Here is a 13,293-nt window from a genome sequence, read left to right as displayed (position 1 = left end):
GCCAAATGGTCGTGCGACGACTATATCGGATTGGAACCGTTCCGCTGTCTGCGCGTTGGACCGTTGCGAAATATCATGGGGAATTGTCTTGAAAAATCTGAATGTTCTGAGCCGTACTGCATTAATCTCACTCGGCCTCGGGATGTCGTCCCCGCTTATGGCGCAGGAAGACCCGGCGCCAATGCCGGTCGAAAGCTCCGTCTTTGATGGCGATTATCTGACCGCAGGCATCGGTATCGCCGCTGGCCCCAGCTACGAGGGTTCGGACAATTACGCTGTTTCTCCGCTGCCGGTGATATTGGGCAGTTTTCGCGGTGTCGATTTCCAGCCGCGCGGACCGGGCATTGCGCTCGACTTTATTCCGGATCGGAAAGGCGCGAAAGTCGACCTGATATTCGGTCCGGTTGTCCGGGCGCGTTTCGACCGGCAGAATTCGATCAAGGATCCGGTGGTCCGTTCGCTCGGCAAGCTCGACTTCGCCGTCGAAGTGGGGCCATTTGCGGGTGTTCAGGTCAACCGTGTGCTCAATCCCTATGACTCGCTGACGGCTCAGGTCGATCTGCGCTGGGATGTTGCCGGCGCGCATGACGGCATGGTCGTCTTCCCCAGCCTGACCTATTTTACCCCGCTTAGCCGCGGTGTCATCACCAGCCTCGCGATCAGCGGCGAATATGTCGATGACAATTATGCCGATTATTATTTCAGCATTTCCCCCGCCGGTTCGGCGGCGAGTGGTCTGCCGACTTTCACCGCTGACAGCGGCTGGAAGAATGTCGGCGCTACGATGCTGACCGCGGTCGACCTTGATGGCGACGCCACCAACGGCGGCTTCGGCCTGATCTTTCTCGGCAGCTATTCGCGGCTGCTCGGCGATCCGAAACGCTCGCCGGTCACTTCGATCCGCGGCAGCGCGGACCAGTGGTTTGGCGCGATTGGCATAGGCTATACTTTTTAAGCGCCGTCCAGACCGGTCAGCCCCTGATCCGTCGCCCGGCTCTTCATCGCGTCGATAAAAATGCGGGTGGCCGGCAAACCGCGCCGGGTGCTTTCGAACAACAGGTTGACCGGCAACAGTTGCGGATCGACGGGTTTCAGCACCTCTGTCAACTTACCCTGCCGGATCGCTTCCTCGACCTGATAGCTGAGCAAATTGGCGATCCCCAGTCCGGCTTCTGCGGCGGCAACCGTGGCATCCATCGTATTGAGCAGCAGGCGGGGTTCGGTTCTTATCCGCTTGTCGTCCAGACGCCATTCGCCCATCGCGCGCGGCCCCGTCGTGCCGATGGTCTGATGCCGCGAGAGGTCTGACGGCTTTTCAGGATGGCCGTGTTTGGCAAGATAAGCTGGGCTGGCCACCAGTTTCTTTCGGACAAGGCCGATCGGCACTGCCAGCAGACTGCTGTCGGTAAGCGGCCCGATCCTGACGGCGACGTCGATGCCCTCTTCAACCATCCGCACATTGCGATCGATCAGCATCATCCGGACGTCGAGCTGCGCATATTGTTCCAGCATCATTGCGATGACCGGCAGCACATGCAGGCGTCCGAACATCACCGGCGCGGTGACGTAAAATTGCCCGCGTGGTTCGCTCTGACCGCCGGAGACCTGTCGCTCGGCGTCCTGAATATCTGCCAGGATTTGTCGTGCCCTGGGAAGAAAGCTCGCGCCGTCGTCGGTTAGCGACACGGCACGGGTGGACCGGTGGAACAGCGAAACCCCCAGCCGGCCTTCCAGTTCGCCGATACCGCGGGTTACCGCCGGGGGCGATACCCGCAGCAGCTTCGCCGCCGCGGAAAAACCGCCTTGATCGGCGACCGCAATGAACATTTCGAGAGTCTGCAATCGGTCCATTATTATTACCAGATATGGAATAGTGTAGTTCAAATATATAATATTATCACCAGTCAGGCAATGGACTATCACCTGTACTGCGCGGTCGGTCGAGCTTCATTCCCCCCCGACTCAGGAAGTTCCCGACCGCAGCAACAGGAGCATGTGATGGCACAAAACTATATCCGGACGCTTTTTACCGATGCCGCGCGGGCGATGCAGGAGGAGGCCGGATCGCGTGGCGCCTATGCCCGGATGGAAGAGGGCGGCGACGGCGGCCCCGATCTGCTCGGCAAGAAGGAAGCGATGTTCCTCGCCGCGCGCGACAGTTTCTATATCGCCAGCGTGACCGCCGACGGCTGGCCCTATGTCCAGCATCGCGGTGGTCCCGCCGGTTTCCTCAAATTGCTCGACGGCAATCGTCTGGCATTCGCCGATTATCGCGGCAACAAACAATATATCAGCACCAGCAACCTGCAGACCGAGCCGCGGGTGTCGCTGTTCTTGATGGACTATCCCAACAGGCGCCGCCTGAAGATTTTGGGCAAGGCCAGGATTGTCGAAGTGGCTGAAGACCCGGCGCTGGTCACCTCCCTGATCAATGTGGACGACAAGACAGTAGTCGAACGCATTTATCTCATCGACGTAATCGGCTTCGACTGGAATTGCCCGCAGTTTATCACCCCGCGCTTCACCGAAGCGGAGGTCGCGTCGGCAGTAGCGCCGCTGACCGCTGAGCTTGAACAGCTGAGAGCCGAAGTCGCGCAACTGCGCGCCGGACAATCCCCGTTAAACCCTGAACAAGGAGAATGAACATGACCAATCCCCTGACCACCGGCGTGCACCATGTCGGTCTCGCCCTTCCCGACATCGATGCGGCGCGCGATTTCTTTCGCGATGCACTTGGATATGAAGTGGCGGGCGGCGCGGCCGACTATCCCGCCCATTTTGTTTCCGACGGTTCGACCCTGATCACGCTCTGGCAAGTGAGCGATCCGGAAACCGCCACGCCTTTCGACCGCAAGAAGAATATCGGTCTCCACCATCTCGCTATCGGCGTCGCCGATAAAGCGGCGCTTACAACCGTGTTCGACCGGGTCAGGGCATGGCCGGGCGTCGCAATCGAATTTGGTCCCTGTCCGATGGGCGAAGGCTCCGCGGTCCGCCATTTCATCTGTGCCATCCCGGGCGGTGCGCGGGTGGAATTTGCTACCCCGTTTGCTTGAGGAGTTACGGTGTGACTGAACAGCGTCCCCCGATGCCGCCTTTTACCCGGGAAACGGCGATCCAGAAGGTGCGCGGTGCCGAAGATGGCTGGAACAGCCGCGACCCGGCGAAGGTCGCGCTCGCGTACACAGCCGACAGCGTTTGGCGAAACCGCGATATTTTTCTCAAGGGACGGGCCGAGATCGTGGATTTTCTCCATATGAAATGGGAGAAGGAACAGCAATATCGACTGATCAAGGAACTATGGGCCTTTTCCGGGAACCGGATAGCGGTGCGCTTTGCCTATGAATCCCGGGATATGGCTGGCCGATGGTGGCGCTCCTACGGCAATGAAAATTGGGAATTTGATGCCAATGGCCTGATGGCCTGGCGTCACGCCAGCATTAATGATCGGTTGATTGGCGCCTCGGACCGACTGTTCCACTGGCCCCAGGGGAGCCGCCCCGACGACCATCCGGGATTGAGCGACCTCGGTCTGTAAACTTCACTGGACCTGCTCCCCGCTTCGCTCTACCATCCGGCCATTCCCCGGGGAGTCGTTTGACTGAGAGGGGCGCGTAACGTCGCCCGACCCGCAGAACCTGATCCGGCCCCGCAGATGCGGGCTCACCGGCGTAGGGAGGGAGCGGTCATCCGGTTATCCCGACACGCTCTTTCTCCCTCAGGACAGAAGGAGAGAGGCGATGGGCAGTGCAGGCGATATCACCGGGTGGATCACCCTATTCTTTGGCCTTTATGGTCTGGCCGCCGGCGTCGGCGAATTCCGCAATCCCGGATTCTGGTCGAAAATGGTCCGCGAGGTCCAGACGACCAGCGCCTTGCAATTTCTCACCGGCCTGTTCGTCCTGACTCTCGGCGCCACCATCTATCTCGTCAATCCGTTCAATCCGGCCGACTGGCTGTCGATCCTGATCACCGTCATCGGCGGCTGGATCGTGGTCGAGGGGCTGTTGATCCTCGCGGTCGGCGACTGGTTCATGGGGCTCGCCAGCCGCATGATGGCCAACGGATCACGCGCCTGGGCGATCTTCGCGATCGTCTTCGGCTTCGCCGCAATTTTCGCCGGTCTTCTCCGGCTCCAAGTTTAACCCCTACAGAAAGCAGAATATTATGGCTGACCTTCCAGCAAAGACCGAAATTGGTGTGACCACAGGCCCGATCAGTGGCTCGAAAAAAGTCCATGTCGCGGCGCACAGCGGTTCAGGCATCCGCGTCGCGATGCGCGAGATTCATCTCGAGGGCGGCGAAGCGTCGATCCGGGTCTATGACACCAGCGGGCCTTACACCGACCCCGAAGCCCTGATCGATATCAAGACCGGCCTCAACGAATTGCGCAGCCCGTGGATCAAGGCGCGCGGCGATGTCGAGGAAGTCGACCAGCGCGAGATCAAGCCGGAAGACAATGGCCAGCTCGGCCCCGACCGCTCCGGCGGCGTTGCGCCTTTCCCCAATGTCCGCCGCAAAGTGCTGCGGGCGAAAGCGGGCGCCAACGTCTCCCAGATGCATTATGCGCGTCAGGGCATCATCACCCCGGAAATGGAATATGTCGCCGAGCGCGAAAATCTCGGGCGCGAGCGGCTCAAGGAATATAAGCGCGACGGCGAAAGCTTCGGCGCGTCGATCCCCGACTATGTCACGCCCGAATTCGTCCGCGACGAAATCGCAAGGGGCAGGGCGATCATCCCCAACAATATCAACCACCCCGAATCCGAACCGATGGCGATCGGACGCAATTTCCTCGTCAAGATCAACGCCAATATCGGCAATAGCGCGGTAGCCTCCGACGTCGCCAACGAAGTCGACAAGATGGTCTGGTCGATCCGCTGGGGCGCCGACACGGTCATGGATCTGTCCACCGGCCGCAACATCCACGACACCCGCGAATGGATCATCCGCAACAGCCCCGTGCCGATCGGCACCGTGCCAATCTATCAGGCGCTGGAAAAAGTCGGCGGCGTCGCCGAGGACCTGACCTGGGAAATTTTCCGCGATACCCTGATCGAGCAAGCCGAGCAGGGCGTCGACTATTTCACCATCCACGCCGGCGTCCGTCTGCCTTATGTGCCGATGGCGGCCAAGCGCGTTACCGGCATCGTCTCCCGCGGCGGATCGATCATGGCGAAATGGTGTCTCGCGCACCACAAGGAAAGCTTCCTCTACGAACATTTCGACGACATCACCGAGATCATGAAGGCCTACGACATCGCCTACAGCCTCGGCGATGGCCTGCGCCCCGGCTCGATTGCCGACGCCAATGACGAAGCGCAATTCTCCGAACTCTATACGCTCGGCGAACTGACCCACCGCGCGTGGAAGTCCGACGTGCAGGTGATGATCGAAGGACCCGGCCATGTGCCGATGCACAAGATCAAGGAAAATATGGAAAAGCAGCTCGCGGTCTGCGGCGAGGCGCCTTTCTACACGCTCGGCCCCCTCACAACCGACATCGCGCCCGGCTATGACCATATCACCAGCGGCATCGGCGCCGCCCAGATCGGCTGGTATGGCACCGCGATGCTCTGCTATGTCACGCCTAAGGAGCATCTCGGCCTGCCCGACCGCGACGACGTAAAAGTCGGCGTGATCACCTATAAACTGGCCGCCCACGCCGCCGATCTCGCCAAGGGCCACCCCGCGGCTCAGGTCCGCGACGATGCGCTGTCAAAAGCCCGCTTCGAGTTCCGCTGGCGCGACCAGTTCAACCTCAGCCTCGACCCCGAAACCGCGATGCAATATCATGACCAGACGCTGCCAGCAGAAGGCGCGAAAACCGCGCATTTCTGCTCGATGTGCGGCCCGAAATTCTGCAGCATGAAAATCTCGCAAGAGGTCCGCGACTTCGCCAGCAAGCAGAACCAGAGCGCCGAAGGCTTCATCGCTAGTGAGAAACTGGGTGCCGATACGGCGGCAGCCAGCAAGGCCGCAGCGGAAGAAGGCATGCGCGAGATGGCCAAGGTTTATAAGGACAAGGGGGATCGCTTGTATTTGCCGGAAGATGAGGTGAGCGAGCCAAAAGTTGAACCGGCTGAGTGAAACTACCGCGTCTATTTGGTCGTAAGCCTTCTGCTGTTGAAATATTGAATGGTGGATCGTGGAAATGCTCCCAATGCGATTTAGAGCATAAAGGTATGTTCGATCTGGCATCGGATCGTCCTGATCAGTGCAGCAAGGATCTTCCGGTAGAGGGAAACTCTGCGATCCGGTTTGAAGGCAACTTCCTTTCGGAAGATTTTTGCGTGCTGGAGGGGGAATATTTTTTCGTTCGCGGGGTGCTGGAAATTCCGGTTCATGGCGTGGCGGAAAAATTCGGTTTTGGCAGTTGGTCCACTCTGTCGCGGAAAAATTTTGATATCTATGTCGATGGTTTTGATGATGGTGAATATGTTGAAGACGGCCCTTGGTTTGGTTGGTTTTCAACTTGGATACGCGGCTATACCGAAAAAATCCCTTTTGAATGCTCGGTCTATCCGCAACCTGGCCGCCAATGCCCGACTTTTGAGATTGCGGACGATAATCATCCGCTGGCTGTTGCTCAAAGACTCGGTATCAGCGCGGAAGGAATATTGAAGATTTATGCGGATTATGGACATGAGATGGATTCCTCCGCTTGAATGATCAGCTCTCCTCATTTTGAGCAGGCCTGATCATGCTGAACCAAAGACCATCGTCATCCTGAATTAAAGATGTTCGTCATCCTGAACTTGTTTCAGGACCTCGGGCGGCAGTGCACATTCTCACGGAATCCTGAAACGAGTTCAGGATGACGAGCGAATATCATGCACACCCCGAAAACCGCACCCGCACCCCACAGCTTGACGACATCCAGCCGAAGAGCGCAGTATAACCCCCTGCAACGGCTGGCCTTTTCCGCCAGCGAGTCGGTAAAGCCGAAGGGGGAAACAATATGTACAAATTTCTGATGGTCCTGCCACTGCTGGCCATGACCGCTCCGCTACAGGCGAAGGACGCAAAAGACGTCCTCATGCCGGAGGATGCCGAGAGTCTCGCGTTCCAGTCGGCTGTTGGCTACGCCGATGCTGTGATCGCCGGAGACAACGTCTATCTGTCCGGCGTGATCGTTACGCCAGAGCCCGGAGAGAGCGACCTGAAACCCGCCTTCACCCGCGCCTTCGACCGCATCGGCCGGACGCTGGAACGGGCCGGAGTCGGCTGGGACGATGTCGTCGACCTGACCAGCTATCACACCGACTTGCAAAGCTCGATCAACGAAATGGTCGAGGTCAAGAACCTCTACATCAAAGCCCCGTTCCCCACCTGGACCGCGATCGGCATCAGCGCGCTCTACGAGGCGGACGGCGTGGTCGAGATCAAGATTGTGGCGCAGCGGCGAGGGGAGTGAAGGGAGAAAATCCGCTTCTATTCTGTAGTGTCGCCGTGCTTCGAGATTATTAAGAACAGCACCGAATGGGTATATTGGTTTACTGAAGATTGAGGTTTGGAAGTCTCATGCTTTAGCTTGCATTGCTGCATACTATATGAGAACATAAGTAGAACAATCGGAGAGATGGCGTGATAGAAGAGATTTTCGAAAAATTGCTTTACAGCCTAGACCAACAAGGGGGTGAGCAGTGGGAGGATAGATGGGAGGGCAAGGTTGCAGATAGCCTCGAAGGTCTCCGAATTGCTTACGAAAACCTTACTGAAAGTCAAAGGCAAGCTATCGATTATAGTGAATTGTCTACTCAGGCCGCGTATGTTTTCGCTTATGCGATTGGACGAGCAGAGTTTACATACCAGTTGTTGATGCAACATCGTGCTGCACTCGGAATGCCGATATTTGAAAGTGAAGAGGCCAAAATCACGAGTTTAGGCGGCGGGCCAGGCAGCGAGATCGCCGGAATAGTAAAATATCTTCTAGACCCAACGAATGGTGAAAAAGTGAGTGCTCTAAAGTATTGGGTTTTTGATAAAGACAAGCATTGGGAGCATCCCTGTAGTTTCTTGATCGAAGAACTTTCGGAGTTAATTCCAATTGAATTTGCGTTTGACACATTAGATTTGAGTGATCGACGGGCTTGCAGTAAGGTTTCGCTAGCAGGCGACGATCTGTTGGTCTTGAGCTTTGTGATATCTGAGCTTTGTTCCATTCCTGAGAAAAATGACGTTTTGGAGTGCATGAGAGAGCTGTATAAAACTATCGATAGCGGTTCAAAAATATTCTACAATGACAGCAATGCTTCTAGCTTCTACTATTTTTTCAATGAGACCCGCAAATATGTGACAGGCCTTGGTAAAGCGAGTCAGAAGAATGAGTGTATTCAGAAAGTTGCTGTGGATTTGGACTTTGGAGTGACCTACGAAAAATATATCGAAGATTTTGACGCGACGCCCCATCTGACGAGTGATGCTTTGTCCAAACTGTTAGTTAGGGTTTGACGTGAGAGATTTGTTTTCGCTTGATCGGCAATTTACGCCTATCGATATCCCGGACGCTGATGTATCAATTTTGCACGAAATCGAAATGCCGATCGGTTACGATGCGATCATGCGTAAGCTCAATGATCAGACTAAGTGGAGACAGGAAAACGTAAGAGTTTATGGTAAGGAACATAAACAACCAAGGCTCGTCGCTCTTTATGGCGACCCTGGAAAGCAGTACGATTATTCTGGCATATCTATGCACCCTTTGCCTTGGACCGATTTGCTTCGTGAAATCAAACGACGGATAGAAGATTGTACTGATGCGACGTTCAATGCGGTTTTTTTGAACCTTTATCGGGATCAAAATGACAGTATGGGATTTCATAGCGATGATGAAAAAGAGCTCGGTAAAAACCCTGTCATCGCGTCGCTCACTTTTGGTGCGACGCGGACATTTCTGATGAAGCACAAAAATAATAAGGAAATTCCACTTCAAAAGATACCTCTAGAAGCAGGAACCGTTTTGTTGATGAAAGGAAAAACACAACATTTTTGGAAACACGGAATCAACAAGCAAACACAGCCATGCGGACCCAGAATAAACCTGACTTTTCGTACTCTTCTTAGCGGATAACTTTGTTTAATCCTTTATGTTGAAAACGCAGTTGGGTCATTCTGGGCTTACGGTACCAATTCAATTTATCGAAATGCTATAGAATGCTACCAACAATCAGGTATTCCACGCCGTGATGGTTGCAACCTTTCCCCCACTCCCGCGTAACCCCAAGATGAAACAAACCCTCTCTCTGGTGCCGCTTGCGTTGCTGGCGGCCTGTTCATCGCAGTCCTCCTCCGACCCGGCCGCGGAAGAGACTGTTTCTGTGACGCCCGCTACGCCGATGGCTCCGGAGAAGACTGCCCCCGCTATTGATCCGGTGCCGTCGGCAAACACCCTCACGCTCGCCGGTCTTGGCGATCTGCGCATTGGGCAGGCGGTGCCCTCCGGCAGCCGCTGGCGCGCTGAGGGCGCGCAGGCTTCGGACATGTGCCGGGTGCTATCCTCGCCCGATTATCCCGATACTTATGCGATTGTCGAAGAGGGCAAGGTGCGCCGCATCTCGATAAGCCAGGGCTCGAAGGTCAGGCTGGCCGAGGGCATTGGTCCCGGGGCGAGCGAAGCATCGGTAAAACAATATTTCCCCTTTCCCGCCACGCCGCACAAATATGTCGACGCGCCGGGCAAATATCTGACCGCCCCCAATGCTGACAACGGCGACGCCGCGTTGCGCTTCGAAATCGGCAGCGACGGCAAGGTCAGCCAGATCCACGTCGGCACGATGCCGGTGCTGGGCTATGTCGAGGCCTGTTCGTAACATATTGGAGCGTTAAACCCCCGTTCGTCCTGAGCCTGTCGAAGGACAGCCGTCTGAAGGGCAATGTCAGCTATTCCCACCGTGCTTCGACAAGCTCAGCACGAACGGACGGTGTGCCGTGGATGCACCCAAGCCCGGATCAAATCCACCACCCACCACCTTCCCAACACCCCCCAACAAAAAAGCCGCCCCCGGAGGGACGGCTTCTTTTCTGGCACTGCTCGCCTAGGGCAAAGGGGGGGAGAGCGGGCAGGGCCGGGTTCAGGGAGGGGGAGAGGCTAGACCTTGTCGCCGAGAGCGCCCTTGACGGAGCCCTTGACTTGCTGGGCCTTGCCCTTGGTTTCCTGAGCCGCACCCTTGGCGCGGGTCTCGGGGTCATTGCTTTTCTGTTTGGCCTTGCCAACGGCTTCGTTCACATTGCCTTTTACTTTGTCTACGAGTTCGCCCATTTTCATGGTCCTTCTGTTGTGGCCGGTTGTCCGGCCGGTGGGGGATGCCGGCGTTGTTGCCTGCACAGTCTATACAAGCCGCGAACAGGCGGTTTGTTCCCGCCGCAATCACGGGTTGGCGCTCAATAAAAACGGACTGGCGCTCCGGCGGAGGAGGGGGGCGACGAGGCAAGGCTATTCCCACTCGCGCTTCGACAGGCTCGGCACGAACGGACTGGTCGGGGCGAGAGCAGGGCGTGTCCACATCCACCGTTCGTGAGTCTGTCGAGCCGAAGAAATCCGTTCGCCCTGAACTTGTCGAAGGGCAGCGTCTATGAGGCGGGTGGCTATTCCCACTCGTACTTCGACAAGCTCAGCACGAACGTAGCGAGGGCGGCCGAGAATGCGCCCCGCCACCGCTATCTCCGCCACCACAAAATAAAAAAGCCGGCCCCCCGCAGGGCCGGCTTCTCGTTTGGCGCTACCCTTGGGGGCAAGGGGCGCCAGCTAGTGCCCTGGGGCAAACTATTCGATATTTTTCGACCGCTCGGCCTTCAGCGAGGCCTTGACCTGCTGGGCCTTGCCCTTGATTTCCTGCATCGCGCCCTTGGCGCGGACCTCGGGGTCGCTGCTCTTGCGTTTCGCTTTGCCGACGGCTTCGTTCACATTGCCCTTCAACCGGTCTAGAAGTTCACCCATGATATTCTCCTTCTGTCTCGCCGGATAGCCGGCCCGTTGGATTGGCCGCGACAAAGCCCGCCTGCTCAATCAAATAATGCGCGAGCCGCCAGATGGTTCCCCGCGCGCCGTTCTTCTCAGCTCTGGTCGGTCACCCGCACCAGATTCCAGTCATAGCCAAGCTCCCTGACCCGCGCCTCGATCAGCGCCCGGGTCGCGGCATCGGGCTGCGCCTGCCGCGTCAGCATCCACAGATAGCGCCCGCTCGGTTCGCCGACGATCGCCCAGCCATAATCATCGGCCCGGTCGAGTATCCAGTAGTCGCCGTAAAACGGCCCGAAAAAGGATACTTTCAGCTTCGCATTGCCGCTGCCCTCGACGATCTTCGCCTTGCCGTCGGCGGTGGTCAGCTTGCCGTCCCTGGTGCAGCTGTTGACGACGGAAATCTTTCCGTCCTCGCGCAGCGCATAATCGGCGGTCACGCCCTCGCAGTCTTTCTGGAACGGCGCTTCATAGCGGGCCATTTCAAACCATTTGCCGAGATAGCGATCCAGTTCCACCGCCTTGGCCGGTTCCGGCACCGCGTTATTGCCGACGGGGCCGGGCGAACCGGCGCAGGCGCCGAGCAGGGCAATCGGCAGGGTGCAAAGCGCCAGCCTCTGTCCGGTCGATAATATCATGCGATAGTCTCCATCCTGTGAAGACTGTCTATCGCGGATGGCGGTGGCCCAAAATATGGCCCTTGGTACATGTCGCGTCCATCCCCACCGTTCGTCCTGAGCCTGTCGAAGGACCCGGCACGAACCGGACTGGAGTTCCTATTCCTGCTCGCCCTCGATCATCGCGAACAGCTCGGCGCCGGTCAGCTTTTCGCTTTCCCCGGCAAAGCTGTAATAAGACGGCTTCTCGTCGATAAACACCTGCCGCCGCAGGGTCAGGGTGCCATCCTTGTCGGTCGCGTCGTCGAACAGCCCGGCGCAGACCATATGCTCGCCCGTGCCCTTCAGCCGATAGAAGAGATGGGAGCCGCAATCCCCGCAAAAGGCCCGCTCCGCCCATTCCGACGAGCTGTAGACGGTCATCCGCTCCGCCCCGTCGATCAGCACATCCGTCCCGCAATCAATCTCGACAAACGGCCCGCCACCCCAGCGCCGGCACATCCGGCAATGACAGGCATCGACATGGCTGGCGGCCTGTGTGGCGGTGATGGTGATGGCGCCGCAGAGGCAGTGGCCCTGGCGGTGGGTTTGTTGGGGAGTGGTCATGGTGGGGCTTCCTGCTGTTGTGGGTTGGGAGGAGGGTATCAAAAAAGTGAGGTTTTTGTATCGGTAATACCGGGATTGAATCTTATCACGGGACTATATTACCTCCGTCACCCTAAACTCGTTTCGAGGTCCATTAATCCAACTGCTCAGTCCAGTGATCTGAGCGCGAACTGTAGGACGCCCTGCACAAGGTCCCGCGGCTAGGAGCGATGGGATATTGTATGAGCCTTCGTAACCTGAGGATACTTCAGGCAATCTCGGCTGCAGCTTCTGTAATTACTTTTTCAACGCATTCTCGAATGAGTTTATAGTTTAGCCTGAAAAATTCTCTATTTTTATTTACTCTATGAGCTTTCAGCCTCAAGTGTACTTCTCTTTCTATTGCTCGTGGATTCTTAACTTTCCAATCTTGTACTACCTCAAATCCATCTGGTTGACCACTAGTTGCTGCCAATCCTTGAGCCCGTTTCTCTGATGCTTTGGTAGTGAATCCAATCTTAAACGTATTACGAGGGTGTTGTGCATTCCTTAGCACGTAGATAAACCCTATTGCATCTCCGTCTACAATTTCGATTGATATCGGTTTCTGAATTTTTGGTTCAATCCCTGTCCCTTCATACCAAGACTTTTGTGATTCAACCCAAGTTTTACCTTGTACTGGGTTACCAGATTTATCTGCCCCAACTTTATCCATCGGAAGATTTTTCCAGTATCCAGAAGATTCAATTTGTAGATTGCTTGGTTGAATGCTGAACTCACTAGGTAAATCAATAGACTGTACCAATGTCCGAACATCGACATAATTTGGAGCATAGTTAAGCGGTAGGTGTTTACGTATCGCTTTGGCTGTAGCACCGCCTGATTCAAGTTTCATTTTGGTTGGGTATCGAACAACTTGTAACTCGTCATCGTGCGCATGGAGTTCCATGAAAAAAAGAGGCATTTTTTCGATGATATCATGAACCTCCCGATAGCCATTGAGCAAAGAAAGCTGATTTTTTATAGTTTCATTATCGATCCCCATAGATTCCAAATCCTTCAGTAATTGGGGATCGTTCGATATAACGTTAAACGCGTCCTTTTTTTCCTCTAACAGATATCGGACTTGAG

At 56.2% G+C, this 13,293-nt stretch carries 17 protein-coding genes and 1 riboswitch; of the genes, 11 read left to right on the top strand and 6 right to left on the bottom strand.

The window, feature by feature from the left end; translation table 11 throughout:
• Nucleotides 1–88: 88 nt before the first annotated feature.
• Nucleotides 89–955 (top strand): MipA/OmpV family protein, encoded by an 867-nt coding sequence (locus AACZ86_RS14655; RefSeq protein ID WP_339693777.1) that lies wholly within the window; start codon nucleotides 89–91, stop codon nucleotides 953–955.
• On the opposite strand, the gene AACZ86_RS14650 is transcribed toward AACZ86_RS14655, so the two are convergent.
• Nucleotides 952–1,851 carry a LysR family transcriptional regulator gene (locus AACZ86_RS14650; protein ID WP_339693775.1) on the bottom strand — a complete coding sequence of 300 codons (900 nt, stop codon included), beginning with the start codon at nucleotides 1,849–1,851 and terminating at the stop codon, nucleotides 952–954. The two genes, AACZ86_RS14655 and AACZ86_RS14650, sit on opposite strands and share 4 nt — an antisense overlap.
• Nucleotides 1,852–1,998: 147 nt before the next feature.
• Here AACZ86_RS14650 and AACZ86_RS14645 point away from each other — a divergent pair, with 147 nt between their 5' ends.
• The 10 genes from AACZ86_RS14645 (at nucleotide 1,999) to AACZ86_RS14600 (ending at nucleotide 9,812) form a co-directional block, all read left to right on the top strand.
• Entirely contained in the window at nucleotides 1,999–2,643 is a 645-nt protein-coding gene (locus AACZ86_RS14645; protein WP_339693774.1) for a pyridoxamine 5'-phosphate oxidase family protein, read from the top strand.
• 2 nt (nucleotides 2,644–2,645) lie between these two features.
• Nucleotides 2,646–3,056, top strand: a complete 411-nt coding sequence (locus AACZ86_RS14640; protein ID WP_339693772.1) for a VOC family protein — start codon at nucleotides 2,646–2,648, stop codon at nucleotides 3,054–3,056.
• A gap of 11 nt (nucleotides 3,057–3,067) precedes the next feature.
• The gene (locus tag AACZ86_RS14635; RefSeq protein WP_339693770.1) at nucleotides 3,068–3,538 is read left to right on the top strand and encodes a nuclear transport factor 2 family protein; all 471 of its coding nucleotides are present in this window, start codon (nucleotides 3,068–3,070) and stop codon (nucleotides 3,536–3,538) included.
• A 38-nt stretch (nucleotides 3,539–3,576) separates the two neighbouring features.
• Nucleotides 3,577–3,695: riboswitch (TPP riboswitch) on the top strand.
• 45 nt (nucleotides 3,696–3,740) lie between these two features.
• Nucleotides 3,741–4,145: a hypothetical protein gene (locus AACZ86_RS14630; protein WP_339693768.1), complete on the top strand. Its 405-nt coding sequence runs from the start codon at nucleotides 3,741–3,743 to the stop codon at nucleotides 4,143–4,145.
• 22 nt (nucleotides 4,146–4,167) lie between these two features.
• On the top strand, nucleotides 4,168–6,090 hold the full coding sequence (thiC, locus tag AACZ86_RS14625; protein ID WP_339693766.1) for a phosphomethylpyrimidine synthase ThiC: 1,923 nt from the start codon (nucleotides 4,168–4,170) through the stop codon (nucleotides 6,088–6,090).
• Nucleotides 6,087–6,668 (top strand): DUF2199 domain-containing protein, encoded by a 582-nt coding sequence (locus tag AACZ86_RS14620; protein ID WP_339693764.1) that lies wholly within the window; start codon nucleotides 6,087–6,089, stop codon nucleotides 6,666–6,668. Before thiC ends, AACZ86_RS14620 begins: the two co-directional genes overlap by 4 nt.
• Nucleotides 6,669–6,961: 293 nt before the next feature.
• Nucleotides 6,962–7,417, top strand: coding sequence for a Rid family hydrolase (locus tag AACZ86_RS14615; protein WP_339693762.1), 456 nt, complete (start codon nucleotides 6,962–6,964; stop codon nucleotides 7,415–7,417).
• Nucleotides 7,418–7,587: 170 nt separating this feature from the next.
• Nucleotides 7,588–8,454, top strand: a complete 867-nt coding sequence (locus AACZ86_RS14610; RefSeq protein WP_339693760.1) for a hypothetical protein — start codon at nucleotides 7,588–7,590, stop codon at nucleotides 8,452–8,454.
• Nucleotide 8,455: 1 nt separating this feature from the next.
• The gene (locus tag AACZ86_RS14605) at nucleotides 8,456–9,073 is read left to right on the top strand and encodes an alpha-ketoglutarate-dependent dioxygenase AlkB (protein WP_339693758.1); all 618 of its coding nucleotides are present in this window, start codon (nucleotides 8,456–8,458) and stop codon (nucleotides 9,071–9,073) included.
• A 154-nt stretch (nucleotides 9,074–9,227) separates the two neighbouring features.
• Nucleotides 9,228–9,812: a hypothetical protein gene (locus tag AACZ86_RS14600; protein WP_339693757.1), complete on the top strand. Its 585-nt coding sequence runs from the start codon at nucleotides 9,228–9,230 to the stop codon at nucleotides 9,810–9,812.
• A 278-nt stretch (nucleotides 9,813–10,090) separates the two neighbouring features.
• Here the strand turns inward: AACZ86_RS14600 and AACZ86_RS14595 are convergent, their stop codons facing one another.
• The 5 genes from AACZ86_RS14595 to AACZ86_RS14575 form a co-directional block, all read right to left on the bottom strand.
• Nucleotides 10,091–10,261: a CsbD family protein gene (locus AACZ86_RS14595; RefSeq protein ID WP_339693755.1), complete on the bottom strand. Its 171-nt coding sequence runs from the start codon at nucleotides 10,259–10,261 to the stop codon at nucleotides 10,091–10,093.
• Nucleotides 10,262–10,765: 504 nt separating this feature from the next.
• Nucleotides 10,766–10,939 carry a CsbD family protein gene (locus AACZ86_RS14590; protein ID WP_339693754.1) on the bottom strand — a complete coding sequence of 58 codons (174 nt, stop codon included), beginning with the start codon at nucleotides 10,937–10,939 and terminating at the stop codon, nucleotides 10,766–10,768.
• Between the two features lie 116 nt (nucleotides 10,940–11,055).
• The gene (locus tag AACZ86_RS14585; protein WP_339693752.1) at nucleotides 11,056–11,598 is read right to left on the bottom strand and encodes a lipocalin family protein; all 543 of its coding nucleotides are present in this window, start codon (nucleotides 11,596–11,598) and stop codon (nucleotides 11,056–11,058) included.
• A gap of 138 nt (nucleotides 11,599–11,736) precedes the next feature.
• Nucleotides 11,737–12,183: a GFA family protein gene (locus AACZ86_RS14580; RefSeq protein ID WP_339693750.1), complete on the bottom strand. Its 447-nt coding sequence runs from the start codon at nucleotides 12,181–12,183 to the stop codon at nucleotides 11,737–11,739.
• A 247-nt stretch (nucleotides 12,184–12,430) separates the two neighbouring features.
• The coding region (locus AACZ86_RS14575) for a GIY-YIG nuclease family protein (protein ID WP_339693748.1) at nucleotides 12,431–13,293 on the bottom strand (863 nt) is incomplete at its 5' end.

It is taken from the genome of uncultured Parasphingorhabdus sp., from assembly GCF_963975735.1.
Taxonomy (GTDB): Bacteria; Pseudomonadota; Alphaproteobacteria; order Sphingomonadales; family Sphingomonadaceae; genus Parasphingorhabdus.
Note: the sequence above shows the minus strand (reverse complement) of the source record. Positions and strands in the feature narration are given on the sequence as shown.

What these genes read in the sequence shown, in the direction of transcription:
- thiC (WP_339693766.1), top strand. Translation starts at nt 4,168, where the DNA reads ATGGCTGACCTTCCAGCAAAGACCGAAATTGGTGTGACCACAGGCCCG.
- AACZ86_RS14650 (WP_339693775.1), bottom strand. Translation starts at nt 1,851, where the DNA reads ATGGACCGATTGCAGACTCTCGAAATGTTCATTGCGGTCGCCGATCAA.
- AACZ86_RS14615 (WP_339693762.1), top strand. Translation starts at nt 6,962, where the DNA reads ATGTACAAATTTCTGATGGTCCTGCCACTGCTGGCCATGACCGCTCCG.
- AACZ86_RS14590 (WP_339693754.1), bottom strand. Translation starts at nt 10,939, where the DNA reads ATGGGTGAACTTCTAGACCGGTTGAAGGGCAATGTGAACGAAGCCGTC.
- AACZ86_RS14645 (WP_339693774.1), top strand. Translation starts at nt 1,999, where the DNA reads ATGGCACAAAACTATATCCGGACGCTTTTTACCGATGCCGCGCGGGCG.
- AACZ86_RS14585 (WP_339693752.1), bottom strand. Translation starts at nt 11,598, where the DNA reads ATGATATTATCGACCGGACAGAGGCTGGCGCTTTGCACCCTGCCGATT.
- AACZ86_RS14580 (WP_339693750.1), bottom strand. Translation starts at nt 12,183, where the DNA reads ATGACCACTCCCCAACAAACCCACCGCCAGGGCCACTGCCTCTGCGGC.
- AACZ86_RS14595 (WP_339693755.1), bottom strand. Translation starts at nt 10,261, where the DNA reads ATGGGCGAACTCGTAGACAAAGTAAAAGGCAATGTGAACGAAGCCGTT.
- AACZ86_RS14600 (WP_339693757.1), top strand. Translation starts at nt 9,228, where the DNA reads ATGAAACAAACCCTCTCTCTGGTGCCGCTTGCGTTGCTGGCGGCCTGT.
- AACZ86_RS14640 (WP_339693772.1), top strand. Translation starts at nt 2,646, where the DNA reads ATGACCAATCCCCTGACCACCGGCGTGCACCATGTCGGTCTCGCCCTT.
- AACZ86_RS14630 (WP_339693768.1), top strand. Translation starts at nt 3,741, where the DNA reads ATGGGCAGTGCAGGCGATATCACCGGGTGGATCACCCTATTCTTTGGC.